Annotated in this window: 28 protein-coding genes; 23 read left to right on the top strand and 5 right to left on the bottom strand. The window is 32.2% G+C overall.

Going from position 1 to position 23,983, the window contains the following annotated elements:
* Positions 1–294: 294 nt before the first annotated feature.
* From CN601_RS27195 to CN601_RS25875, 3 genes are all read left to right on the top strand, one after another.
* Positions 295–462, top strand: a complete 168-nt coding sequence (locus CN601_RS27195) for a hypothetical protein (protein WP_179865708.1) — start codon at positions 295–297, stop codon at positions 460–462.
* Positions 463–551: 89 nt separating this feature from the next.
* Positions 552–1,616 carry a DmpA family aminopeptidase gene (locus CN601_RS25880; RefSeq protein WP_098172799.1) on the top strand — a complete coding sequence of 355 codons (1,065 nt, stop codon included), beginning with the start codon at positions 552–554 and terminating at the stop codon, positions 1,614–1,616.
* Positions 1,617–1,700: 84 nt separating this feature from the next.
* Positions 1,701–1,964 (top strand): hypothetical protein, encoded by a 264-nt coding sequence (locus tag CN601_RS25875; RefSeq protein ID WP_098120691.1) that lies wholly within the window; start codon positions 1,701–1,703, stop codon positions 1,962–1,964.
* A gap of 525 nt (positions 1,965–2,489) precedes the next feature.
* Here CN601_RS25875 and CN601_RS25870 read toward each other — a convergent pair.
* Positions 2,490–3,434: a BclA C-terminal domain-containing protein gene (locus tag CN601_RS25870; protein ID WP_218923279.1), complete on the bottom strand. Its 945-nt coding sequence runs from the start codon at positions 3,432–3,434 to the stop codon at positions 2,490–2,492.
* Positions 3,435–4,049: 615 nt separating this feature from the next.
* On the opposite strand from CN601_RS25870, the gene CN601_RS25865 reads away from it, so the two are divergent.
* The 10 genes from CN601_RS25865 to CN601_RS25825 all read left to right on the top strand — a co-directional run bounded on the left by CN601_RS25865 (position 4,050) and on the right by CN601_RS25825 (position 9,280).
* Positions 4,050–4,514 (top strand): NUDIX hydrolase, encoded by a 465-nt coding sequence (locus CN601_RS25865; RefSeq protein WP_098121754.1) that lies wholly within the window; start codon positions 4,050–4,052, stop codon positions 4,512–4,514.
* A 104-nt stretch (positions 4,515–4,618) separates the two neighbouring features.
* On the top strand, positions 4,619–5,098 hold the full coding sequence (locus CN601_RS25860) for a hypothetical protein (RefSeq protein ID WP_098172797.1): 480 nt from the start codon (positions 4,619–4,621) through the stop codon (positions 5,096–5,098).
* A gap of 142 nt (positions 5,099–5,240) precedes the next feature.
* Entirely contained in the window at positions 5,241–5,396 is a 156-nt protein-coding gene (locus CN601_RS27190) for a hypothetical protein (RefSeq protein ID WP_179865707.1), read from the top strand.
* Positions 5,397–5,476: 80 nt separating this feature from the next.
* Positions 5,477–5,629, top strand: coding sequence for a DUF3934 family protein (locus tag CN601_RS25855; protein WP_098121756.1), 153 nt, complete (start codon positions 5,477–5,479; stop codon positions 5,627–5,629).
* Positions 5,630–5,727: 98 nt separating this feature from the next.
* The gene (locus CN601_RS25850) at positions 5,728–5,928 is read left to right on the top strand and encodes a cold-shock protein (protein ID WP_069032402.1); all 201 of its coding nucleotides are present in this window, start codon (positions 5,728–5,730) and stop codon (positions 5,926–5,928) included.
* 171 nt (positions 5,929–6,099) lie between these two features.
* A complete protein-coding gene (locus CN601_RS25845) occupies positions 6,100–6,354 on the top strand; it encodes a hypothetical protein (protein WP_098172796.1) in 255 nt (84 codons plus the stop codon).
* Positions 6,355–6,467: 113 nt separating this feature from the next.
* Positions 6,468–7,331, top strand: coding sequence for an alpha/beta fold hydrolase (locus tag CN601_RS25840; protein WP_179865706.1), 864 nt, complete (start codon positions 6,468–6,470; stop codon positions 7,329–7,331).
* Between the two features lie 253 nt (positions 7,332–7,584).
* Positions 7,585–8,190, top strand: a complete 606-nt coding sequence (locus CN601_RS25835) for a hypothetical protein (protein ID WP_098172794.1) — start codon at positions 7,585–7,587, stop codon at positions 8,188–8,190.
* Positions 8,191–8,247: 57 nt separating this feature from the next.
* A complete protein-coding gene (locus CN601_RS25830) occupies positions 8,248–8,550 on the top strand; it encodes a hypothetical protein (protein WP_098121760.1) in 303 nt (100 codons plus the stop codon).
* A 244-nt stretch (positions 8,551–8,794) separates the two neighbouring features.
* The gene (locus CN601_RS25825) at positions 8,795–9,280 is read left to right on the top strand and encodes a cysteine hydrolase family protein (RefSeq protein ID WP_098172793.1); all 486 of its coding nucleotides are present in this window, start codon (positions 8,795–8,797) and stop codon (positions 9,278–9,280) included.
* A 142-nt stretch (positions 9,281–9,422) separates the two neighbouring features.
* Here the strand turns inward: CN601_RS25825 and CN601_RS27185 are convergent, their stop codons facing one another.
* On the bottom strand, positions 9,423–9,566 hold the full coding sequence (locus tag CN601_RS27185; RefSeq protein WP_172445037.1) for a hypothetical protein: 144 nt from the start codon (positions 9,564–9,566) through the stop codon (positions 9,423–9,425).
* A 288-nt stretch (positions 9,567–9,854) separates the two neighbouring features.
* On the opposite strand from CN601_RS27185, the gene CN601_RS25820 reads away from it, so the two are divergent.
* Together CN601_RS25820 and CN601_RS25815 are read left to right on the top strand one after the other, a co-directional pair.
* Positions 9,855–10,802, top strand: coding sequence for a S8 family peptidase (locus tag CN601_RS25820; RefSeq protein ID WP_098121762.1), 948 nt, complete (start codon positions 9,855–9,857; stop codon positions 10,800–10,802).
* Between the two features lie 91 nt (positions 10,803–10,893).
* Positions 10,894–11,973 carry an NAD(P)H-dependent flavin oxidoreductase gene (locus CN601_RS25815; protein ID WP_098172792.1) on the top strand — a complete coding sequence of 360 codons (1,080 nt, stop codon included), beginning with the start codon at positions 10,894–10,896 and terminating at the stop codon, positions 11,971–11,973.
* Positions 11,974–12,069: 96 nt separating this feature from the next.
* On the opposite strand, the gene CN601_RS25810 is transcribed toward CN601_RS25815, so the two are convergent.
* The gene (locus tag CN601_RS25810) at positions 12,070–12,678 is read right to left on the bottom strand and encodes an RraA family protein (protein WP_098172791.1); all 609 of its coding nucleotides are present in this window, start codon (positions 12,676–12,678) and stop codon (positions 12,070–12,072) included.
* A 393-nt stretch (positions 12,679–13,071) separates the two neighbouring features.
* Here CN601_RS25810 and CN601_RS25805 point away from each other — a divergent pair, with 393 nt between their 5' ends.
* Positions 13,072–13,698, top strand: coding sequence for a hypothetical protein (locus CN601_RS25805; protein WP_098172790.1), 627 nt, complete (start codon positions 13,072–13,074; stop codon positions 13,696–13,698).
* Positions 13,699–13,801: 103 nt separating this feature from the next.
* Here CN601_RS25805 and CN601_RS25800 read toward each other — a convergent pair whose 3' ends face one another.
* Positions 13,802–13,990 carry a hypothetical protein gene (locus CN601_RS25800; protein WP_098172804.1) on the bottom strand — a complete coding sequence of 63 codons (189 nt, stop codon included), beginning with the start codon at positions 13,988–13,990 and terminating at the stop codon, positions 13,802–13,804.
* 398 nt (positions 13,991–14,388) lie between these two features.
* Here CN601_RS25800 and CN601_RS25795 point away from each other — a divergent pair, with 398 nt between their 5' ends.
* From CN601_RS25795 to CN601_RS25775, 5 genes are all read left to right on the top strand, one after another.
* Complete coding sequence (locus tag CN601_RS25795) at positions 14,389–15,573, top strand: MalY/PatB family protein (protein WP_098172789.1); 1,185 nt, start codon at positions 14,389–14,391, stop codon at positions 15,571–15,573.
* Positions 15,574–15,599: 26 nt separating this feature from the next.
* A complete protein-coding gene (locus CN601_RS25790) occupies positions 15,600–16,049 on the top strand; it encodes a VOC family protein (protein WP_098172788.1) in 450 nt (149 codons plus the stop codon).
* A gap of 56 nt (positions 16,050–16,105) precedes the next feature.
* Complete coding sequence (locus tag CN601_RS25785) at positions 16,106–16,993, top strand: aminoglycoside phosphotransferase family protein (protein ID WP_098172787.1); 888 nt, start codon at positions 16,106–16,108, stop codon at positions 16,991–16,993.
* Positions 16,994–17,107: 114 nt separating this feature from the next.
* Complete coding sequence (locus CN601_RS25780) at positions 17,108–18,085, top strand: VanW family protein (RefSeq protein ID WP_098172786.1); 978 nt, start codon at positions 17,108–17,110, stop codon at positions 18,083–18,085.
* A gap of 512 nt (positions 18,086–18,597) precedes the next feature.
* The gene (locus CN601_RS25775) at positions 18,598–19,872 is read left to right on the top strand and encodes an ATP-binding protein (protein WP_257131821.1); all 1,275 of its coding nucleotides are present in this window, start codon (positions 18,598–18,600) and stop codon (positions 19,870–19,872) included.
* A 467-nt stretch (positions 19,873–20,339) separates the two neighbouring features.
* On the opposite strand, the gene CN601_RS25770 is transcribed toward CN601_RS25775, so the two are convergent.
* Positions 20,340–21,797, bottom strand: coding sequence for a flavin monoamine oxidase family protein (locus CN601_RS25770; RefSeq protein WP_098172785.1), 1,458 nt, complete (start codon positions 21,795–21,797; stop codon positions 20,340–20,342).
* A 291-nt stretch (positions 21,798–22,088) separates the two neighbouring features.
* Here CN601_RS25770 and CN601_RS25765 point away from each other — a divergent pair, with 291 nt between their 5' ends.
* The gene (locus CN601_RS25765; RefSeq protein ID WP_257131820.1) at positions 22,089–23,351 is read left to right on the top strand and encodes an MFS transporter; all 1,263 of its coding nucleotides are present in this window, start codon (positions 22,089–22,091) and stop codon (positions 23,349–23,351) included.
* Entirely contained in the window at positions 23,305–23,919 is a 615-nt protein-coding gene (locus CN601_RS25760; RefSeq protein ID WP_098172784.1) for a TetR/AcrR family transcriptional regulator, read from the top strand. The genes CN601_RS25765 and CN601_RS25760 overlap by 47 nt, the downstream gene beginning before the upstream one ends.
* The last annotated feature ends 64 nt before the right edge of the window (positions 23,920–23,983 follow it).

Raw genomic sequence — 23,983 nt, 5'->3', positions numbered from 1 at the left:
AACATTTGGGGTGCACTTCAGAAATTTCTATGTGTTTTTTTCGTTAGATTGAAAAAAACACCTTTATCTATAAGATAAAAGTGAAAGTACCTGTTTGCCACTGCCACCAAGAAAATCAGGTTAATATATCGTATGTTAGGGAAATTAAACAGTTCTTTTTTGGAAGATGGTAATAATTTACAGAAAAGCTGAAAAAGTTTTTTAGTAAATTTATACACATTTTAAAATAGATAATTTTCGAATTTATCTGTTAAAATAAACCTTAAGATTAATCATAAAAGGAGAAAACAACGAATGATGAAATTATTTTCCAAAAAGATTGTATTATTAGTTACGTCATTGATGATTTTACTAATGATTAGTGGAGCTTTAATTTCACTAACGTATATTCCTCAAAAAGTATACAAAGAGAATTACAATCAACAGAAGTCTATAGATCGCTCTATGGAAGGTAAATCATAATCATTTAAAAAGCTCTAATAAGGGCTTTTTGTGTTTTAGTGATAAAATAATAAATTTTACCAAAGATTTTTAATTTCGGGAGGACTGTTATGTCGATTCAAAAAAGAATTAGAGATTATGGTGTAATTATTGGGAATTTGGAAGCTGGACAATTAAATTCAATATCCGATGTTGAAGGAGTTACAGTTGGTCAAGTAACAATAAGCGATCAAGATATTCAGACGGGAGTAACTGCAATTTTACCTCATCAGGGGAATCTTTTTAAGGAAAAATTAATTGCGTCTAGTCATGTAATTAATGGGTTTGGTAAATCAATGGGGACAATTCAGGTCAATGAGATAGGAACAATTGAAACGCCAATTATTTTAACAAATACACTAAGTATTGGCACAGCTGCAGACGCTTTAATAGAGTATATGTTAGAACAAAATTCGGAAATAGGGCGCACAACAGGAACCGTTAACCCAGTGATCTGCGAATGTAATGACATGCATTTAAACGATATTCGAACTAGATATATTACAAGAGAACATGTTCATCAAGCTATACATAATGCTGACAATCTAGTAAAAGAAGGCACTGTCGGAGCAGGAACAGGAATGCTTTGTTATTCATTAAAAGGAGGAATTGGTACAGCTTCCCGTCTTATGAAAATGGATCATGGGACATATACAATGGGAGTTTTAGTGTTAACAAACTTTGGGATTTTAAGTGATTTAAAAGTTAACGGAAAGCCAGTTGGAAAAGAGTTAAAAGGCCATATCTTAAATGAACAAGAAGAGCAAGATAAAGGTTCAATAATTATGATTGTAGCAACTGACCTGCCTGTATCTGAAAGACAGCTTAATCGAATCATAAAAAGAACGGTTACTGGATTATCAAGAACTGGTTCAATCATCACTACAGGAAGTGGTGAAGTAGTGATCGGCTTTTCAACAGCAACTAAAATCCCTCATGAAAAAACTTCAAATTGTCTTTTTGTACCGACTATACACGAAGAGGACATTGATCTAGCTTTTAGGGCAGTTGGAGAAGCAACTGAAGAAGCTGTTTTAAACTCACTAATAACTGCAACGCATATTATAGGAAGAGATGGCAATGAAAGACCAGCTTTTAAAGATTTAATTAAAAAATATAATGTTGACCTAATATAGATTACTAGGTTCTAATCTAGTAATTAAATTCATAAACTACTCTTAAACTTATGGATGGACAAGCATTAAGTTAGGAGGCAGAAAATGAAAAAAATAGTGATTGTTATATGTACTTTTTTGACTTGTTTATGTGTTAATATAATATTTTTTGAACTAACGGGTTTAAAAAAGACTAACGCAATGCAAAATGTAGCACCTAAGAATGTAGCAAAAAATGAGGTAAGTATTAATAAAAATATAAATATTTTAAAGCTACCTCTACCGAATAGTGAACAAGTAAAATATAGTGTGGAAAAACTACCTATTAATTTTAATAAAGTAGAAATAAAAAAATTAAATAGTAAATAAAGTGATTAGTAGAGTTCAGGTTAACTTTCAAATAAATATGGTAACCCACTAACAGGATTTGTTTCCTAGCGGGTTATCTTTTTTTTTTAAGGATATAGGGAGAGAATGTACTGAGTATTATTTTAGTGTTTGACTTGTTGCTAACGCGAACATTAAGTGAACAATATTGATAAAGTCGTGAACTTCGTTGATATAATCCTAGATCTCGTTGATATATAGCATACTGCCGTTGATATATAGCATACTGCCGTTGATAAATGGCCAAATCCCGTTGATATTTAGTCTGCGCACGTTCATTTAAAGATATATCCGCTTAGTATAACACCGGATTCCATTTGGATTACAACCATCGCGTGATAAAACCAAGCTATATACATTAAAAAAGGTATTGTTTGCATTAAAAAAATTTATTAAAAGAAAAATAAAAAAACCTTAGCCAATAGAATTGGACTAAGGTAGTTTAAATTGCGTATCCTTTTATAAAGTGCCAAATTCATAGGATAGTACAATTTAGAAGACTACTTTTTAATCTAATTGAAAAACAGTAATTGAAGCTCCATGCCCTGTTAGTAGTGTGACAATACCTGTCAAACCGAAAATTTCAAGTGAAATAGTATCTCCTGCATTTAACGGCAATATTCCATAATGATGAAATATAGATAGACTTAATAAAGGGGCAACAATAGTTGAAAGCTCTGGAACACCATTTATTAAAATTCGTGTAGTCAATGCTAAGGCTGCAGTAGTATTTACTGTATAAGCAAGATAATATACACCAGCATTTGCAACTGTAATCGTATCAAATGTTCCATTAATTGTGAATCCAGTACTCAAAGTTTGGGCAGTTGGTAGAGGAACAACTGTACCTCCAACTGCTACAGGAAGAACTCCTGCACTATTCAAAGCAAAGGCATAAGGGCCTTTTGGACCTGTAGGGCCAGTAGGACCAGTAGAACCTGTAGCGCCTCTTTGACCAGTAGCGCCAGTAACGCCAGTATTACCAGTAACACCCGTAGGACNNCCAGTAACCCCAGTAACCCCAGTAACCCCAGTAGGACCAGTATTACCAGTATTACCAGTAGGACCAGTATTACCAGTATTACCAGTAGCACCAGTAGCACCAGTAGCACCAGTAGCACCAGTAGCACCAGTAGCACCAGTAGCACCAGTAGCACCAGTAACCCCAGTAGCGCCAGTAACCCCAGTAGCACCAGTAGCACCAGTATTACCAGTATTACCAGTAGGACCAGTAGGACCAGTAGGACCAGTAGGACCAGTAGGACCAGTAGAGCCAGTAGCACCAGTAACCCCAGTAGCGCCAGTAACACCTGGATCACCAGTAGCCCCAGTTAGACCAGCAGCACCTGTAGTTCCACTTGATCCTGTAACACCGGTAGCACCTCTTTTACCTCTTTCCCCTTCTTCGCCTTGTTTACCTCTTGGCCCTCTAGGTCCCGGAGGCCCTGGAATATAACAACATTGACAATTACCATGGCTGTAGCAACCACATTCGCTATGACAATCACGTTGTTTACAATGATTGCATTGACAATTACATTGTTTAGATTTGTTACAATTACAACCATCATTTTTTTTTCGATCTTCTTTGCCCAATAAATCACCTTTTCTATATTTATATAGACAATTTTCCTCAATTGATAGCTAGCTTGTCCTATTTATAACTAGCCCTATATTACTATGCTTACTTGACATGTTTTGTTCATACATTTAACTAGTTTATTAATATTCTTATTTTTATTTCAAATAGATTTGTTCCCTAAAAAATGAATCGATTTTTAGTAAGGTTGAGGATGACCAACACTGAAGTCTAAATAAATAGTTTAAATCTATTAAAGCTTTATTTAACTTACTTAATTGCAGTTTCTTTTGAGGTAAAAAACAATTGGTTAAAGATGAAAAGAAGGAGATTTACTAAGTAAATTGAATTAAAGTTAAAGGTTAATTAAAATTATTTAGTTTTTTGGTAGCTCTTATTCTACGTATCTGACAATATAACTATAAAAATAACTACTTTATATTATTTAAATGTACTAAATGACAAAGTTGATAGGAGAAAGATTTAATATGAACTACATAAAAGAAATGAGAAAGTTAATTGGAAATGAAATACTATTTACAGTTGGTTGCGGGGTCATTATTGAAGAAGACAATGCTATATTATTACAGCACCGTACCGATGAAGATAATTGGTGTATTCCTGGTGGAGTAATGGAAATTGGAGAAACATTTGAAGATGCTGCAATGAGGGAAACATTTGAGGAAACAGGTTTAACAGTTAATGAAATAGAGTTATTTGGTATTTATTCTGGAGAAAGCTGTTTTGTTGAATATCCTAATAAAGATAAGGCTTACAGTGTCCAAGTAATTTTTAAGACAACAAAATTTACTGGTGAGTTAATACAAAAAGGGATTGAAAGCAAGGAACATAAATTCTTTAGCAAAATGGAATTACCGAGTAACTTAAATCCGCGTCAAAAACCATTTATTCTTGATTGGGTAAATGGAAATAAAAGCCCAATAATTAGCTAATGAATGATTTTGACTATTAAAACATTCGATCAAAAGGATATTATACTCATTAATTGGTTAATCATATAAATTTATATTAATTACATAAGTCTGTGGAGGTAAAAATGACGTTTAAAAGAAAAATGCTTAACTCTAGTTTATTCATTTTAACAACTATTACACTAGCAGCATGTAATACTGAAAATATTTCAACAAAAAAAGCGACAGTAAATAAAGCAGTCATCTCTTCAAATGAAATACAAAAAGGTTTTACTTTAGAAGAATTAGATATTGAAAAGATTAATGAATCGGATTTAAAACAAAAAATTAATATGCAAAATGATAATGGTGTCTATTTATATGATTATAAAAGTAAAAAAGAAATATATATTTTGTTTAATGGAGTAGGTACAAACTATTCCAATATTAAATTCAAAATGAACGGTCAAAAATTAGCAATCTCATATCGATCAACAGTAGATAAAGGTATGAACATACAGTCATTATTTGAGCTTAAATCAACTAAACAATTCGATGGAAATTTTACAATCACTTTGAAAAATAACGATAAAGAAACTGCATTTGCTAATATTTATACACAGTAAATAGAAAAGCACTTCAAATAATCTTGGAGTGCTTTTCTGTTTACTTAAGAGCATTTATCTATGTATATGGATGTTTTGTTGCATAATCAGTTGGATATGGATGGGAAAATAAAATTAAACATTTACCATTAGGAGAATTATTATGAAAAAGTTACTTAAAATCTTTAAAAATATGTGTTTGGATATATTTTTAATGGGAAAGGGTTTTATATATGGCTTTTTTATGATAGGGTTATTAGTTATAATTGGTAGTACTATTGTTTACGGAGTTCTTTTATTAAAAAATATTATTTTTTAATGATTAAATCTTATTATAGAACTAACTGAACGTTAGTCGTCAATATGTAGTTTAATGTCGTATATTAATGAGGTGTTTATTTGAGTAAAGCTAAAGGTAAAGGCGGAACAGGTAGAGGTACAGATAAGAAGGGTTGGAATAGGTGGCAAGCTAGTGCAAAAAAAGCAAAAAGTGCGAAACCGTATGTAAGTAAGGGTACCAAAAATAAGACGAAAACAAATGAAAGTAAATAAATAATATAATATTTTTTAGGTGAATTTGATTATTTTTAAGTTTATTGTTAAAATTGGAATATTAAAATGTGTGTAACTCACACAAGGAGGAAACATTAATGGAACATGGTAAAGTAAAATGGTTTAATGCAGAAAAAGGTTTTGGATTTATCGAGCGTGAAAATGGTGATGATGTATTCGTTCATTTCTCAGCAATTCAAACTGATGGATTTAAATCATTAGATGAAGGACAAGCAGTTACATTTGAAGTAGAACAAGGTCAACGCGGACCACAAGCAACTAATGTAAAAAAAGCATAATTTAACTAAAAGAAGTCGGACTCTATGATATAGAATCTGACTTTTTTTTCTTAATAAATATAAACTTATTTAGAATAACTTTAGGTATCTTTTTTAGTAATAGTTTTTTAATGAAAGTTTAATCAGCAATCGTTGGAACTTGTTTATTAAATAACTAAAGGAGAAAATTAAATGAAAAAGTATCTGTTGTTTGTTTTAAGTTTTATTTTATTATTTGGTGTTATAAATGTTTTTTCAGGAATGTTGCAAACTGTTTTTTATCAACCTGATTTTTCTAATTTATGGAACAATGTTGAGCAATTACATAATGAAGTGATCTTTGTAAAAAGTTCTTCAACTCCAACTATAATTGTTACACTGATTTCTGCTACGATCGCTTTTTATCTGCAAAGTCGCTTAAGTAAAAAGTCAGTTTTAACTAAATAATTCTTTGTTAGTAAATAAAAAATGAGTCACAGCAGTGGCTCAATTTTTTATGATTAACATAGTTAAAAGATATTGGTATGAAAATGAGAAGTTACATAAAAGGGTGTTGCAAAATGAAAAAAAGGACTTGTGGCAAGATTGTCACGGAGGGTGATGAGTTATTTTACAAAGTAACGGGGAATGGTGTTCCGCTAATATTAATTTCTGGTGGTGGCGGAGATGGAGATACTTTTCTGCCATTAGCTGATGAAATGTCAAATCAGTTTAAAGTGATCACTTTTGACCGTAGAGCAAATGCAAGAAGTACAGCAAATAATATGGAAAATTTTTCAGTTGCACAACAAAGTCGTGATGTGCTTGCTGTCATCGGAGCAGTTGGCGAAGAATCTGCCTTTGTTTTTGGGAATAGTAGTGGGGGAGTAATTGCACTGGAGCTAGTTCAGAATTTTCCCGAGGTAGTTCGATTAGCGGTAATTCATGAACCACCGTTAGCAAACTTTGCGAATGATCAAGAGAGATGGTTGAAATTCTTTGATGACTGCTATCAACTAGCTTTATGCAAAGACTCAAATAAGGCAGCTACAAAGTTTGGAATGGGTGTTATGGGACGTAAAACGATCGCACCTTTGCTATCAGATATCAGGTTGAAAGCATACTTGAGGAAAGAGCCAAAACTTACAGGAGAGGTACGTATCCCTGAAAGAATTGCTGATGATATTTTTATCAAACAGGAATTAATTCCAGTAACAAATTACATACCAAATATGGATATCTTGCGTGAACATAAAGAAAAATTAATCTTTGCAGCGGGCGACTGGTCTGTGAATAAAAATGTTTGGTTTGCTGAGGTGGCACAAAAACTATCTAATGAAATTGGTAGTACATTGATCACACTCCCAGGCTCGCACGTATCATTTATGGATAAGCCTAAAGAATGGGCAAGAGTCTTAAGCGCTTGCTACAATAAACCACAGTAATTTAGGTAGTGCCGAGTGTTTAGGGGTACCTTGGGGAGCCTTTTAAAGTTTAGCAAAAAAAGGAAAGATATGATCGAGCATTTGGAAATAATACAGTGAGTTGTTCACAATTGGTCGTCTTCATTATTTAGGTTCTAGGAAATTGCTTACTTGAATAAATCAGGTGTGTACGAGCAGTAATTCAAGGAGGAAATATGCTCCTTTTTGCTGAATTTATCTTGAAAGCAATAGATAAAAAATGAGGTGAGCTATATTGCTAGAAGACTTAGAGGAAGCAATTACAAGATTATCTGACAAGACTAATGTGGACATACACCTTGTGGGTTTTAAAAAATACTTAGACAAAATAACAGTAACTATTTACTTAACATTCGGGTTAGAAGAGGAAATTGAAGAGGAATGGCAGATTGTTTGTGATGACTTCGGAACTCATAGGTTTGAATATGATGTGTTTGAAGAATGGGAGATAGTTAATGAACATGAATTGTTATGGGAATATAACAAAAAATGGATTAGCATTTCCTTTAACGGAAAATCAAATTTGACTGCAGAAGTCATTGGAGAACTTTATAAAACCCATTTGGACAATACTAATGGTTTCGTAGCGTTCGATGAATACTTAAATAAATGTTATAGAATTGATAAACTTTTAGATGGTGGATTTGGACATTTTGCTTTTGGTCCAATAAAAATATTAGAATTATATAGAAATGTATTAAATAAATACGGTTATAAAACATCTGTATTGCCACGAGATTATAGAACTCCAATGGACTATAAAACAGATTATAGACTTCTAATAATGGGTAACTCTTATATAGTGGCTAAAAAATTTACAGCCCATCAGATTAAAAGATAACATTAGTAAGTTTGAAAAATTTTATATCAAAAATATATCATTAGAGGTATTGTGATTATGGGGAACTTAAAAAGATATGTTAAATGGGTTTTCAAATTTAACAATAGAAAATATGATTTAATCGAATTATTATTAGAGATTATATTTTTGCCTTTAATTTTTGTTGGAGCTAGATTTCTTCTAAGTCATTATCCTTTTATGGTTACTTTATTAGCGGTGTTTGTGGCGATCAATCTTTATGCATTCGCAGATACCTTATTGAGAAAAACTTTGGAAGGAATTAATGTAAATATTCCAAAATGGATTAGTATTATTCCGAGTATATGTGTCTTTGCTTGTATTATTTTTATTTATAAGTAGAGGTGATCATTAAACTTACTCAACAAAGAGAACAATTTTTCAAATTTAATTTAGAAAATAAAGTGTATTAGTTCAATAAACGCATATATACCAGTCTAAAGTAAGACCACATTTTTTATGGTCTTTTTCTTTTGTTCAAAAATCATCATTCAAATTTATTAGAATCTATTAAATAAATGTAGGACTAATTTAAAACATATAGAATATTTATTTTAAAGAATAAATGGACTTTGGAGGAGAAAAAATGAAAATTGCTTTGTTAATTATTGATATGCAAAAGGTATTTTTAGAGGATAAAAAAGAGCAGTTGAATGTCGAAGGTGCTTGTGAGTATATTAACTATGTTGCTGAGTCGATTCGGTCAAAAAAACATTTAGTCATACATGTTCAGGATGTTGAAGGTGCCGATGAGATTAATTCTGAATCGCTTGCTTTTATTCCTGAAATAAATGTAGATCAACAAGATATTTGTATTAGGAAGGAACAGTCAAATGCATTTCGGAATACAGAATTGGAATCGATTTTAAAAGAAAATGATGTTAAGTTAGTGATTGTGGCTGGCTTTGCAGCAGAGCATTGTGTACTTTTTACATATAATGGAGCTATTGAGAGGGGATTTAAAGCGGTTATATTACAAAATGGGATATTAAGCACAAAAAGTGATGTAATAACTCAAACATATCGTGATCGTAATATAATTTCTTATAATGTATTGCCATTTATTGTATAAGCTTTTGTATTCAAGTAGAATTTCAAAGTATGTTTATAAAGAAAAAGGTCCTCAACTTTAGGAGCAAACAAAAAACCACAAGTTAATTTAAACTTGTGGTGATTTTTTTTATATTTATCTTTCTATAGCAATCTTAAATTTTTTAGTGTATGCGAATTAATTCATAAATATCAGAGTCAAATCGAACTCTTGTATGTTTAGATTCAATTCGTTCTAGTTCTTCTGCTTCTTCTCTCAACTCTCCAAACCACCAAAATTTGATTTCAGTTAATAAATTAGTAAGCATCTTATTCCCCCTAGGTTGAAAATACCTTAACACTTATAGATTATAAAACTCTTTTTTTAAGCTAAGATTAATCTGATGTAAAATGATGGAAAAGTTTTTATGATGTGAACGCAACGAACTCTATTAATTGTAGGGAGTAGAAACTGTTAAAAATACAGCCAATGGTGTTAAATGAAAATTATAAAAATTCGAATTAATTAAAAGGGAAATTATGGATAGATGTAGAATACTAAATATACCTCAAAGATTTATCCTTTATGTATAAATCCCAAAAAGGAGCTGGTAGGCATGTCAAAATTTAGATTAATTCCTTTTAAGTTGGAAGAAGTTAAGGATTATACGAAGGAAGTACCACCTGGAGTTCAGTTAATCGAAGCTAAGTCTATTTGGGAAAAAGGGTGTCAAGGGGAAGATGTGGTCGTTGCAGTTATTGATACAGGCTGTCAAACCGACCATCCTGATTTACAAGATCGAATTATTGGTGGATATAATTTTACTGAAGACTACGGTGGAGATCCAAACGTATTCTTAGATAATAATGGACATGGGACACATGTATGTGGAACGATTGCTGCTTCTGAAAATGGAGAAGGAGTAGTCGGCGTTGCTCCAAAAGCAAAGATTCTAGCTCTTAAAGTACTGACTGGTGCTGGTGAGGGAAGTATTGAATCAATTGTACAAGCCATTGATTATGCAACAAATTGGAAAGGTTCTAATGGAGAAACAGTGCGAGTGATTTCAATGTCATTAGGTGGACCAGGGGATGATACTTCGTTACATGCGGCGATTCAAAGAGCGGTTGAACAGAATATTGCCGTTGTATGTGCAGCTGGAAATGAAGGTGACGGAGATGGATCGACTGATGAATACAGCTATCCTGGTGCATATGATGAAGTAATAGAAGTAGGTTCTGTAAATCTTCAAAAACGGTTATCACAATTTAGTAATACAAATGATGAAATTGATTTGGTTGCACCAGGAGAAAAGATTCTATCGACCTATCCAACAAATCAATTTGCCGTACTTTCAGGTACTTCGATGGCAACACCGCATGTTTCAGGAGCGCTTGCTTTATTAATTCAACTATACGAAACTGAGACGAACAAGAAAATCACAGAATCAGAACTATTTGAGCTTCTAATTAGTCACACTGTCCCACTCGGATACAGTACACTAGAGGAAGGTCATGGACTTTTAAATCTAGGCGTAAATGTTCCTGCTAAATCTGGAATGTAATATATTAATAGGTAAGTCCCGGGTAGTGTTAGTAGACTATTCGGGACTTTTTTTGTTAGATTGAAAATAACTAATAAATGGGGTGAAATTGATGTTCAAAAACCAAGTAACAGAACTTTTAAATATCGAATATCCAATTATTCAAGCACCAATGGCTGGCGGAATTACAACTTCGAATCTTGTTGCCGAAGTATCAAATTGCGGTGGTTTAGGTACAATCGGGGCCGGATATATGACGCCTCCGCAAATACGTGAACAAATTAGAGAAATAAAAAAATTAACCACTAAACAATTTGGAATAAATTTGTTTGTTCCAAATGATTTCAAAATTGATGAAAATGAAATAGAAGCAAGTAATAATTTGTTATTACCAATAAATGAAGAACTAAATTTAAAACAAGATGAGCGGGTACAAGTACCAAATTTTAATAGACTTACAGAAACATTTCATGAACAAATTAAAGTAATTATTGAAGAGAAGGTACCTATTTGTTCTTTTACTTTTGGTTTACCGTCTATTGAATTAATTAAAGAATTAAATTTTCATAATATTATTTTGATCGGAACAGCTACAACGGTAAAAGAAGCGATTGAAATCGAAAAAGCAGGAATGGATCTAGTTGTTGTTCAAGGTAGTGAGGCAGGTGGACATAGAGGTAATTTTATAAGTGACGATCAAGAAAGTTTAATTGGGTTAATGTCACTAATTCCACAAGTTGTAGATCACGTGAATATTCCAGTAATTGCTGCAGGCGGTATTATGGATGGAAGAGGATTAACTGCGTCCATGTGCTTAGGGGCAAAAGCGGTTCAAATGGGTACTGCATTTTTAACTTGTATGGAAAGTGGGGCACATGAAGTACATAAAAATGCAATTTTAAATGCAACTGAAGAGCAGTTAGTTTTGACACGAGCATTTTCAGGGAAATGGGCAAGAGGAGTCGAAAATAAATTTGTTATGGAAATGAGACAACACGAAAACACATTTCCTCAGTTTCCTATACAAAATACGATAACACAATCAATTCGAAAAGCAGCTGCCATACAAAGTAATAAAGGGTATATGTCTCTTTGGTCAGGACAAAGTCCGAGATTAGCTAATCATGTAACTGTAAAAGAATTGATTACTAAAATAATAGATGATGTCAAAAAAATAAAAATAGAATTTTAACATCTAATGAAAATGCGATTAAATAAGGTTCTTATTTTAGTTCTCGTAAAGCTAATTAAAGAACCTTATTAATCTATTAAAGTAAACATTTTTCGACTACTTCAATAACATTTGATCAATATAAGTCTTAATCGCATCAATATTACCAGAAACTTGCTCTTCTCTAAGTTCATCCTTTTTCAATTTATGTAGTGACTTTTCCAAAATTGTTTTTGAATCAGATTGAGGGATTACAATAACTCCATCAGCATCACCTACAATAATATCTCCTGGGTTTACTGATGCACCTCCACAAGAAATCGGAACATTAATTTCTCCAATTCCATGTTTCCCACTTGAAGCTACAGTGGTGCCTTTACAAAATACTGGGAAATTTAATTTCTTCGTACCGCTTATATCGCGAATTACCCCATCAACAACAATCGCACTAACCCCCATTGTTTTTGCCATTCCTACAACAAAGTCTCCTGCGATTGCTCGATACTGATCTCCTTTAGCGTCAATGACAATCACATCTCCAGGAGTCGCTTCTCGAATTGCTTTTAACACTGCTAAATTATCACCAACAGGAATTTTAACTGTCAGTGCTTTTCCTACAAAATTATATTCTTCTTTTAAAGGCTTAATGGAAGGATCCATATTATTTAATCCATCCATCACATCTGAAATGCAAGTTGTTGGGATATTTTTAAATTGATTAATCATAAAAATCACTCCTCAAGTCGATTAGTTCTTATATTATTGTACAAAAAACTTAATTAAGTGAGAATTTTAAAAAAATTATTGAGCTTGATAAAAAATAATTATCGATTTAAAAAAGGTTGCAATGGATTAATATAGAATAAAATAAGTTGATAATAAAAATTATTGAATTTTTAATACAGACGTTTGGGATGTTTGTCTCAATTTGAATGAAAACTGTCAAACGTAAAAAACAACAAACCCATTATTATTAATATTTTATATATGATACTTTTTAGACCAAACATAGCTCAATTATATGTACATACAGTGCATGTAATGTAACATGATTGACTTCATTTTTTAATATATAGATACATCCTTGTATAGTAACATTTAATTAAGGAGTTGAGGTGCTTGAGAGGAAAAGCTAAATACGTCTATATAACTCACAAAGTTAAAATAGAATCTACAGAAAAATTAGAAAAGCTATCCCAACTTACAGGGAAAAGCAGTGCAGAACTATTGGAAAAAATGATTGAAGAAATGTACGAATTTCAAATAAATCAAAATGAATTTGAAAATCAAAATGAATTTGAAAATCATAATGAATTTCTTAACAATAATGTAGATTCGGATAGTATAACAGATCAGGAAATAAGAGATGCAGAACAAAGATGGAGAAACTCAAAAGAAGGCGTAAAAGATTTTAGTCAAAGAATGGAAGACTGGAAAAGGGAAGAAAAAAGAAAAAATGCTGAGAAAGCAAAAGAATACAAAAAGAAAATAGTTGATTGGGCTAGAGTATGGGAAGAGTATTTAAGGAATTACTCTACTTCAATCAAAAAAAATAAAAAACATAATTTTAAGTACTTCGATCCTAATGAACATGCTGAAGTTTGGAAGAAGCAAATGAGAGAATATACAAAAATGTGGCATCCAGATTATGCACCGGATAACGGAAATGCTCAGAAGTTTGGTGAGATGAAGGCCGAATACGATATTTTAAAAGGTAAAATTCCGACTGAGAAATATAGTTTATAAAATGTCTCTAATACATAATAATTCAGTATAGTATTAGTAATAGATAAATAGTAGTGGAGCAAAAAAGTTCCACTACTCTTATTAGCATATTCTAGATAGATTTTTAATCTTCTTTTGCACTATCCTCAGCGATCACTCTAAGCTCTTGATAAAAGAGATCGTGATTGCACTCCGGATTTTCTGCTTGTTTATATTTGTCAACAATTTCAAGCAATTCACCAGTGTCACCTTTTGCATTTATAATTTCCAACAACTGATTCATATCATCAGTATATTCATCCTCTTTTTTCATTACATAACCCCCATTCATTACGTTTTGGTACATATTTGCAAGCATGTATTATTTAAACAAATACTATAATTGTTATCTCCTTACTAATTGTAAAAAATTCTTCATTCATTAAAATAAAACGACGCACAGCAGTAAACTCCTAATTTGACTCAATTCTAGTTCTAATTACAATGACCAATTCATCGAATCTTAAAGTTTCTTGTGTATTTTCACGTTCTAACAATTTTAAATAGATCAGCATTATGAGTATTAAATTAAAAAATTGTAGAATATAGATTTGAATTTTTTTGTGAAATAGTATAATTAGGATATAAATTTCGTTTGCAGAAATACTATTAGTTAACTAAAAACTTAATTATTGTAATCACTGATTGAATGAAGAACGGTAGGGGATTAATATGACATTTAACTTTAATGAAGAACATAATCGAAGAAAAACGAATAGTACGAAGTGGGATTCAGTTGAAAAAGTATTTGGTAATACAGAAGTATTACCTTTATGGGTTGCTGATATGGATTTTGCTTGTGCTCCTGGAATTGTAGAAGCAATCACCAAAAGAGCCCAACATCCTATTTACGGGTATGGCCATATTCCTGAAGATTTTTTTGCTTCAGCTATGAAATGGGCAAACAAACGCTATAATACTTCAATTAAACGCGAATGGTTAACGACTGTACCTGGTGTGGTTCCAGCGTTAAATTTAGCAATTGATGCATTTACGAAGCCTGGAGATGAAATCATCATTCAACCACCAGTTTATTTTCCGTTTTTCAGTACGATCAAAAATAATGGTAGAAACATCATTGAAAATTGTTTAATCGAAGAAGATGGCTATTACTATATGGATTTAGAAGATCTACAAAATAAAATTACAACTAAAACTAAAATGATAATTTTATGTAGCCCAGCAAACCCTGTTGGAAGAGTGTGGACGAAAGAAGAATTATCAGGACTATTAGAAATATGTAAAAAGAATAAAATCATTGTCATAGCAGATGAAATTCATGCTGATTTAGTTTATGAAAAAGGTAGTCATACACCCTTTTATTCTTTAAGTGAAGACGCGGCAAACATGAGTATAACGTTTATGTCTCCAAGTAAAACATTTAATATTGCGGGCTTATTTTCTTCACTTGCTATTATTCCTAATCCAGATCTATCAATTGAATTTACACATGCTATTGCACGTGCGAGTTTGGAAAATTTAAATATATTTGGTATTGATGCAGTAATTGCAGCCTATAACGAAGGAGAAGAATGGTTAGATGAGCTACTGGTCTATTTAAAAGGGAATGCAGAGTACATACATCATTACTTAAAAACGAATATTCCAGAAGTGAAAATGAGAGTTACAGAAGCGACCTATTTAGGATGGCTTGATTTTAGAGGTCTAGGCCTAAAAGGCGACCATTTAAACGAATTCATAATAAACGATGCGAAATTAGGTTTAAATGAAGGCCGTGGTTTTGGACTAAATGGTGATGGCTTTATGCGATTAAATTATGCCTGCACTAAAAAAACATTAGAAGAAGCGATGGCACTTTTAGAGAAAGCAGTCAAAGCTTATAAATTAAACGTTTAATCAAAATTAACAAGGAGGTGGTTTTAATGACTATGAAAATTACACCATGTATTGTAATGAGTGGTAATGCTAAAGAAGCAGTTCATTTTTATGAAAGGGAACTTGAGGCAAAAATTCTTTCTATACAAACTTATGGAGAAATGCCATTCCCTTGTTCTGAAGCCTTAAAGAGTCGTATTTCTAACGCAATACTAAAAATTGGTGAAAGTGAACTGATCTTATTTGACGCACCTACTCAGACAAATCCAGGCGTAAGTAGTGAAGAAGTGGAATTTGCACAACCTGCTCAAAATAAAAAAGTAGAAGTTACCATTAACCTTTCAGTAGATAACGTAGAAAAAACTAGACGTATTTTTAATTCATTACGACAAGGTGGACAGATCATTGCACCACTAGAGGTGGTTCCATTTAGCCCGGCATTTGGAACAGTAACAGATCAATTTGGCGTAACTTTCATTTTAATTACTCAACAATAAAAAATAGATTAATTGTTAATGTTTTATAAAATGAGCATTAACACTGAGGAGAAAAAATGGAAAATATTAATGTTGATTTAGTTAAACACTTAATCAAAGAACAATTTCCACAGTGGTCTAATTTAGAAATAAAACCTGTTGAATTAAGCGGACATGATAACAGAACCTTCCATTTAGGAGATCGAATGAGTGTTAGATTACCAAGTGCAAAAGGCTATGTCCCTCAAGTTGAAAAGGAACATACTTGGTTGCCAAAATTGGCTAGTAAACTAAGTTTACCGATCTCTAAACCACTAGCTAAAGGAGAACCAAGTAAATACTATCCATGGCCTTGGACTATAAATGAATGGATTGCTGGGGAAACATTGAATAAAAATAATATAAGTGATTTAAATAATTTCGCAACTGATCTAGGGCAATTTTTAAATGAACTACAGTTAATTGACGCAAGTCACGGACCAAAAGCAGGAGAGCATAATTTCTACAGAGGTGGAAATCTAGCAGTTTACGACAAAGAAACAAGAGAGACAATCGATCAAACAAAAGAGATTTTTAACGAAGGTTTAGTAACAGAAATTTGGCAAACAGCTCTTAACTCCAAATGGGACCGAGAACCAGTATGGGTACATGGTGATATTGCTCCTGGGAATTTACTTGTAAATAATGGTAAATTATGTGCTGTAATTGACTTTGGAATTCTAGGCGTAGGGGACCCTTCTTGCGATGCTGCAATGGCGTGGACATTTTTTGATGCGCCTAGTAGAAAAAACTTCAGAGAAGTTTTAAAGTTTGATGAAAACACTTGGAATCGAGCAAGAGGTTGGGCATTATGGAAGGCTTTAATTACTTATGATGCAAATAAGGGATCTAATAGATCAATTGAAGATGAAGCATTTAATACGATTAATATCATAGTTAAAGAATACATTTCTAATAAGTATTAAATTGAATTGAGCTGCGAATATTGCAGCTCGATTTTTTTTTTGATAAACGTTATAAAGGAAAAAACATGAAAGTATTAAATCTTGTTCATACTAAAGTTGGGAGGTAATCCAACTATGTTGCAAAAATTATTAGCTAGTTTTTTCATATTAACACAATCTGTTGAACTTCCTGACAGCTTAACTGTTATTCAACAGGGTCATCCAATTGCAGTTGTAAATCGGACGGATTTTACAATAGCACTACCAGGGACACCAATGATAAATGATAAAAAGTTTAATGAATTTATTGAAAAACTTGATCAACAAATTTACCGTAAACCGATCAATGCATCCATTAATGATGCAGGTAGAATTGTGCCTGGTCAAGTCGGTTACAGACTTTATCGAAAAGAGTTTAAAGATAAATTTACTACATATTTTTATGGAAAAGGTCCATCACAAATTGAAGTACCAGAATTAGATATTTATCCGAAAGTTGATAGCGAGTTATTAGCGCACATTAAAATTCAACAAATCGGTCAATATGTAACATATTTTAATGCTAATAATACAAGCCGTGTACACAATATTTCACTTGCTGCAAAAGCAATAGATAATTATGTGGTTTTCCCGAATGAAGTTTTTTCCTTCAATAAGGTTGTAGGAGAAAGAAGTGGCGCAAAGGGATATAAACGAGCTCCAATTATCGTAAGAGGCGAATTGTCTGAGGGCGTTGGAGGAGGAATATGCCAAGTGTCTTCAACGCTTTTTAATGCCGTCGATCGCGCTGGTTTAAAAATTATTGAACGATATTCCCATAGTAGGCGAGTTCCGTATGTGCCAGCAGGCCGTGATGCGACAGTTAGCTGGTACGGGCCGGACTTCCGTTTCCAAAATAAATATAATCAGCCAATCTTAATTCGAGCAAAAAGATATGGTGGCAGCATGATTGTTACACTACATTCTTCTGATGTGATTAATTATGAAATGAAAAATGTTCCGATTGCACCAAAACGTCTACCTGAGGAAATAAATACAGAAGAAGACCGACATCATTCCAATCCTTCTAGAAAAGGAAAAATTATACCACCGCATAATTTGGTTGGGGATTAAAATTATTGAGCAATTATATGGTGACCCACAAGGTAAATTAATTTACCTTGTGGGTTTTTAATGTTTTTCGTGAATCGGTGGGTATAATTAGTCGATTTTTAAACTATCTAATATACGATTTATATCTAATAAGGCAATATATCAACGAGAATAAGCAATATATCAACGAAAACTAGTATTATATCAACGGAGTTCACAACTTTATCAATATTGTTCACTTAGTGTTCGTAATTTAAGAAATAAACTTCAACCCACAGAATACGCCTCAAACCCGTTATGCACGAAATTCCGTATTTTATGAACAAAAATCAGTACTTTATGCACGAAAATACTTACTTTATGAGCAAAGTTCACAACTTTATGAATAAAGTTCAAAATTTGTTCGTATTTAGGTAAAAGCATGCCATTATATTTAATTCAAAATTATGTGAAATCTAATACGTTCAACCCTAGACATATAGAAACGAAGGATTTAGAATGATAAGAAAGATTGGAAAACAAAGGAGAATTGCATGACAAAAAGAACTGTCTTATTTGATTCGAAAGATATGGAACGAAATACTTTACCTTTTTATTACGATTACGGGAAGATCATCTCAACAATCCAACATAAGCTTTTTGAACGATTTGATGTAGAATTCCAAATGTATTCTGATGAAGAAACAACAAATGAAATTTGGGAAATTCTTGAAGAGGATCTTAAAGAGGAATCGATTGAAGTTCAATTAATCAGCCATATTTATAAAGAGCTTGAAACAAAAACAATTTCTTCGAATCACACTGAAAAAGTAATGGAACTCATTATTAAACCTCGAGTTGAAAATGGGCTATATTATTATCCTAATTATGGGGTAGCTTTATCGAAAGCGATGATTTTTGAAGCTGATAATCAGTATAATAGAGACTTAATTTTTGCTAAAAATGATGCGTGTCTTTCATCCTTTTTTCAATATGTGTTAAAAAGAAAACGAGATTATATTAAAAATTATGTAACGGTATATACAGATACAGATGACGGAGTAGAAACTTCAATTGAAAATATCACTAAAATGGTTAGTAGGGAAGATGTGTTTTTAGAAGAGCCGTTAAAAAGAGAAATTTATCGATCAATTGATCATTTTTTTAATGAAGGGCGAGAGTTCTTTAAAACTTATGAAATCCCTTATAAACGAGGATTTTTATTATTTGGAGATCCGGGTAATGGAAAAACGACTTTAGTAAAATCAATCGCAAGTAGTATTAACGCACCAGTTGCATATTGGCAAATAACAGAATATACTTCAAGCTACACGATTAAGGAAGTCTTTAGTTCAGTATTAAAATTAACGCCAATGGTATTGGTAATAGAGGATATTGATAGTATGCCTGCATCAGTACGTTCAGTATTTCTAAATACGATTGATGGTGCAACTTCAAAAGAAGGTTTATTTTTAATTGGGACAACTAATTATCCTGAAAGAATCGATCCAGCATTAATGAATCGCTCTGGTAGATTTGATCGAGCTTATGAAATTAAGCAACCAACAAAAGAAATGCGCTCTAGTTATTTACAGAAGAAAAAACTATCTCGGATTTTAAATGATGATGAAATGCAGTTATTAATTGATTCAACAAGTGATTTTTCATATGCCCAATTGAATGAGTTATATATTTCAATCATTATCGAGTGGGATTGTGAACAAAAGGTTGATATTATTCGTCTTTGCGATGAAATGAGATCAAGTTTACGTAAACAGAAAAAACAAAATTGGGAAAAGGCTCAATCTGTTGGGTTTTCTTTTGAATAATTGGATTCAGTATTTGGGTGTACATTGGATATGAAAATAAATTAAATTAAAGATAGAAGCCGAATTGTGCTTCTATTTTTTTTTACGAAATTGACTACTTGAGCAGGATGACATTAATCCGACAAATTTTCAGTAATTTTTTTTATTTATTCTTCAATAGTTTTTATATAGTCTCTTATAGCTTTTTCTGTCTTTTTTCTCTAAAACCACTTGATAAATTGAATTGGTTTTAATAGATTTAAGATTGTTGTCAATATTGTCTCACCTTCTCTTTAGGTTTAATATTCTCAGAACAAATGTAATCATTAAACATATTATTCAATACTGTTTAAATTGTACAGTGTGATTATACTAGATATATGTGATTTTGCTGTTTGTTTTAATGGAATTATACGATTACATACAATAAAAAAAGTTGCCTAAGCAACTTTGCGTTCAACTTGATCAGATTTAAGTTAAATAAATTTCTAAAGTGAATTTACTTCATACGCAACACGGATTCCGGATTCTATAGCACCTTGCATCCATCCAGGTATTGATGATGTATGTTCTCCTGAAAAATGTACTCTTCCTTCTGGAGTTGCAATATAATCTCCAATCTCCTTTTGTTGATCAGGCTTTAACATTGAAACTGCACCAGCTGCATACGGATCCTGGGTCCAGCTATGAGTGAAGCCTGAAACAAACTCTGTATATACTTGCTGACCAAATAAATAAGATAGATCTTTTAATGCTTGTTGAATTCTTTCATTTTCAGACAGACTATCCCAATACAAAGCGTCATCTTCCCATGTATAACTAGCTAATACTGTTCCAGGACCATCACTCCCCAAATTATTACTAGGATAATAAGTAAATCGTATTGGTAAATCAGTAATTGATCTTCCCCCATATAATCCTTCTTTTTCCCAAAATCTCGAATTGAATTGTAAGCCTATTTTTGTGGATGCTAAATAGTGTGTGGTTCGGATCGCTAGCCATTTATTATACGAAAAGGAATTCTGAGGAATGACTTCTACAAAATTAAGAACAGAGAATGGAACCGTAATAATCGCGAAATCTGAAGTGGTTTGAAATGATTCATTACTTTGTGTGTGTAATGTATGAATTGTTATTTGCTCCTTATCTTGAGTTATTTTTGTCATTTTTTGCCCATAAAATAGTTCTTTTTTTAGTTGAGATAAAAATGCATTTGGAAGTTTATCGTTTCCTCCAGTAATTTCATATAAATTTGGGTTAGAAAATAAAATCATGAATTCTCTTAATATACCTGTAAATGCTAATTCGGGAAAACCTCTTGTTCCAAGAAGGGCTTTAATTGATTCAACAGCATTTTGAGACAATTTAACACCGTTAGGATTATATTTTAAAAACTGATCCATCGAATAATGGTCAAAATGCTTGATAACATCTTCCCAATGAACATCAGGATTCTGATTAATATGATTTAAAATAGGTTTAATAACTAAATCTAAAAGCTGATCATAACTCAATCCCTTTTCTGAAGGATTGACTGGATAGCCTAAAATATCAGGATTTTGTTCGTATTCCTTTTTTGAAGTTTTTACTCCATTAATATAAATTAAATCATTTTGTGTACTATTAATAAACTTATTAACAGATAATTTAAATTTATTAATATATTCAAAAACAAGATAATGGGTTTCAGGTATACGCATAGCACCATAATCCATGTATTGGTTATTGGTAAAAGCTTTTCTTTCCGTAAAAACTCTCCCACCTACACGATTATTTGCTTCTAATATGATCACTTGATGACCTGATTCCTTTAATAATGAAGCAGCTACTAAACCTGCCAAACCTGCTCCTACAATCGTAATTTTTCGTGGATTATTTGTTTTAGGCAATCCATTACGGATTATGGAAATCATCTGGTCCTTTGAAAGTTTATGGATTAGACTCATAAGAACCAACTCTTTCTATTTTATTTTTTATCTATTGAAATTTTATTCTCAATTAATCATATTTAGAATAATTGAGGCTTTAACAATATATAAATTGCCCTAAACAACTCATATTAAGAGAAGTTTACAAGTAAGTTAAAAAAATATACTTTTAATCCCATTTTTGAATAAAGTTAAACGAAGAATTAATAAATAGTTGGAAATTATCAGAAAAAACTGATTGAAAAACGGCATCAGTGTCGCTATAATTAAATAAAAAGACACCAATGTCGTTTTAAGGGGGTAAGTTTGATGAAGGGGATCATGAATAATAAAGGTTTCTTGACATTAATGACGGCTCAAGCAATTTCTAGTACAGGAGATTGGTTAAGTATTGTAGCAATTGTTACTCTTGTTGGGATAAAGTGGAATGCAACGCCGATTGAAGTATCATTTATTATTTTATGTCTTGCTGTCCCAATGGCTTTATTAGGACCGGTAGCAGGGACGATAGCAGATCGGTTTGGGCGAAAATATTTAATGGTTATCTCTGATCTTGTTCGGGCGGGATTGTTTGTTATCCTTGCATTAGCAAATACTTTGTGGATGGTTTATATTTGTTTGTTTACAATTGGCCTATTTTCTGCAATTTTTAATCCTGCAAAAAATGGTAAGTTAAAAGAATTAGTTCCGAATGAAGAAATAAAAAGTGCGATGTCTATTACAACGATGATTGACTCGGCAACGAAAATTTTTGGACCGATTGTAAGTGGGATACTAGTTTCAGCAGCTGGGACTACGCCAGTTTTTTATATTAATTCAGTTTCTTTTATTATCTCGGCAATCTTAATTTTCTTCCTGCCAAAAGCTGTTGAGCAGATTAAAGAAGAAAAAGAAAAGGGCAAATCTACTTTTAAAGCTGAATTTATGGAAGGCGTTACATTTATTAAATCAAATACACAAATTTTAGTAGGTATGTTGTTTTTAGGTTTTAGTCTATTAATCTTGCAATTATCAGATTCACAAATTATCGTTTTAATTAGGGAACTTAAAAATACGTCTCCAGGTTTATTCGGCTATTTAGTAACTGGATCTGGGGTTGGAATGTTTTTTTCTAGTTTAATTTTAGTGAAGAAAACGAATTATCGTGCCTATCCTTTAATGTTAATTGGAGTTTGTGGAATCGGACTTGGTTTTGGTATGATGGCGGTATTCACACATTATAATGTCGATTATTCAATTGTTTGGGCACCATTATTAGGTCTGTTTGCAGGCTTTGCAGCTTGCTTAGTTTTTGTACCATTCCAGGCATCAGTTCAAGTCGAAACACCTGTTGCGTTAACAGGAAGAGTATTTGGTGTAATTGGTAGTGTAACAACTACTGCAACAATTATCGGCCCGTTATTAGGAGGGTGGTTATCAACGGTTTTAGGTGTTATTCCAACATTTATAATAACTGCGTCGCTTTTAGTGTTTGTTTCACTAATCGGACTTTTAACAAAAAACAGATTAGAGCGGGGGAAGAAAGATGTCTCCGAAAGTCAGCAAGGAGCACCAACAGCAACGTCGAACTAAAATATTAGAAGCTGCTAAACAAGTATTTATTGAAAATGGTTATGAAAGAACTACGATGAAACATGTAATGGATGCATCAAACGTAAGTCGAGGTGGATTATATCAATATTTTGCTAATAAAGAAGATTTGTTTGAAGCCATCCTAGCTGATTCACTTTCGAGGGTGTATGATGAAACACGTAAGAAGTTAGATCAAAAAGTTGATTCATATTGGGAGTTACTTTTACTAAGACTATTTGGTGAAAGCAGGGTGCCAAATGATAAAATGGATCCTTTGGCACCAAGTACTTTAGAGTTTTTTATTACTGGTCGAAATGATAGCAGAAGAAGAAAATATGGAAAAGAGCGCTATCATTTTGGGATAAAAATCTATTCTGATGTCATTAAAGAAGGTCAAAAAAATAAAGAATTTAGCACTAAGTATGATAGTGAAATAGTAGCAAGAATGATTGTTTCTTTTATTGATGGACTAGCGTTAGATTATGCAATCATTTCGAATGAGGAATTGATGATGAGAGAACAATCAATCTTGTTTGTAGAATTTTTAAAAATGGCTCTAGAAGTCTAATAAAAAAGTGGGTGTCCAATAGGCTATATGGACACCCTCATTTTCTATTTATGGAAAATATTCT

This window comes from Bacillus sp. AFS017336 (genome assembly GCF_002555445.1).
Taxonomy (GTDB): domain Bacteria; phylum Bacillota; class Bacilli; order Bacillales; family Bacillaceae_G; genus Gottfriedia.
Note: the sequence above shows the minus strand (reverse complement) of the source record. Positions and strands in the feature narration are given on the sequence as shown.

Excerpts from the sequence above, each read along its gene's own strand:
- CN601_RS27195 (WP_179865708.1), top strand. The coding sequence starts at position 295 with ATGATGAAATTATTTTCCAAAAAGATTGTATTATTAGTTACGTCATTG.
- CN601_RS25880 (WP_098172799.1), top strand. The coding sequence starts at position 552 with ATGTCGATTCAAAAAAGAATTAGAGATTATGGTGTAATTATTGGGAAT.
- CN601_RS25875 (WP_098120691.1), top strand. The coding sequence starts at position 1,701 with ATGAAAAAAATAGTGATTGTTATATGTACTTTTTTGACTTGTTTATGT.
- CN601_RS25865 (WP_098121754.1), top strand. The coding sequence starts at position 4,050 with ATGAACTACATAAAAGAAATGAGAAAGTTAATTGGAAATGAAATACTA.
- CN601_RS25860 (WP_098172797.1), top strand. The coding sequence starts at position 4,619 with ATGACGTTTAAAAGAAAAATGCTTAACTCTAGTTTATTCATTTTAACA.
- CN601_RS27190 (WP_179865707.1), top strand. The coding sequence starts at position 5,241 with ATGAAAAAGTTACTTAAAATCTTTAAAAATATGTGTTTGGATATATTT.
- CN601_RS25850 (WP_069032402.1), top strand. The coding sequence starts at position 5,728 with ATGGAACATGGTAAAGTAAAATGGTTTAATGCAGAAAAAGGTTTTGGA.
- CN601_RS25845 (WP_098172796.1), top strand. The coding sequence starts at position 6,100 with ATGAAAAAGTATCTGTTGTTTGTTTTAAGTTTTATTTTATTATTTGGT.
- CN601_RS25840 (WP_179865706.1), top strand. The coding sequence starts at position 6,468 with ATGAAAAAAAGGACTTGTGGCAAGATTGTCACGGAGGGTGATGAGTTA.
- CN601_RS25830 (WP_098121760.1), top strand. The coding sequence starts at position 8,248 with ATGGGGAACTTAAAAAGATATGTTAAATGGGTTTTCAAATTTAACAAT.
- CN601_RS25825 (WP_098172793.1), top strand. The coding sequence starts at position 8,795 with ATGAAAATTGCTTTGTTAATTATTGATATGCAAAAGGTATTTTTAGAG.
- CN601_RS27185 (WP_172445037.1), bottom strand. The coding sequence starts at position 9,566 with ATGCTTACTAATTTATTAACTGAAATCAAATTTTGGTGGTTTGGAGAG.
- CN601_RS25820 (WP_098121762.1), top strand. The coding sequence starts at position 9,855 with ATGTCAAAATTTAGATTAATTCCTTTTAAGTTGGAAGAAGTTAAGGAT.
- CN601_RS25815 (WP_098172792.1), top strand. The coding sequence starts at position 10,894 with ATGTTCAAAAACCAAGTAACAGAACTTTTAAATATCGAATATCCAATT.
- CN601_RS25810 (WP_098172791.1), bottom strand. The coding sequence starts at position 12,678 with ATGATTAATCAATTTAAAAATATCCCAACAACTTGCATTTCAGATGTG.
- CN601_RS25800 (WP_098172804.1), bottom strand. The coding sequence starts at position 13,990 with ATGAAAAAAGAGGATGAATATACTGATGATATGAATCAGTTGTTGGAA.
- CN601_RS25795 (WP_098172789.1), top strand. The coding sequence starts at position 14,389 with ATGACATTTAACTTTAATGAAGAACATAATCGAAGAAAAACGAATAGT.
- CN601_RS25790 (WP_098172788.1), top strand. The coding sequence starts at position 15,600 with ATGACTATGAAAATTACACCATGTATTGTAATGAGTGGTAATGCTAAA.
- CN601_RS25785 (WP_098172787.1), top strand. The coding sequence starts at position 16,106 with ATGGAAAATATTAATGTTGATTTAGTTAAACACTTAATCAAAGAACAA.
- CN601_RS25780 (WP_098172786.1), top strand. The coding sequence starts at position 17,108 with ATGTTGCAAAAATTATTAGCTAGTTTTTTCATATTAACACAATCTGTT.
- CN601_RS25775 (WP_257131821.1), top strand. The coding sequence starts at position 18,598 with ATGACAAAAAGAACTGTCTTATTTGATTCGAAAGATATGGAACGAAAT.
- CN601_RS25770 (WP_098172785.1), bottom strand. The coding sequence starts at position 21,797 with ATGAGTCTAATCCATAAACTTTCAAAGGACCAGATGATTTCCATAATC.
- CN601_RS25765 (WP_257131820.1), top strand. The coding sequence starts at position 22,089 with ATGAAGGGGATCATGAATAATAAAGGTTTCTTGACATTAATGACGGCT.
- CN601_RS25760 (WP_098172784.1), top strand. The coding sequence starts at position 23,305 with ATGTCTCCGAAAGTCAGCAAGGAGCACCAACAGCAACGTCGAACTAAA.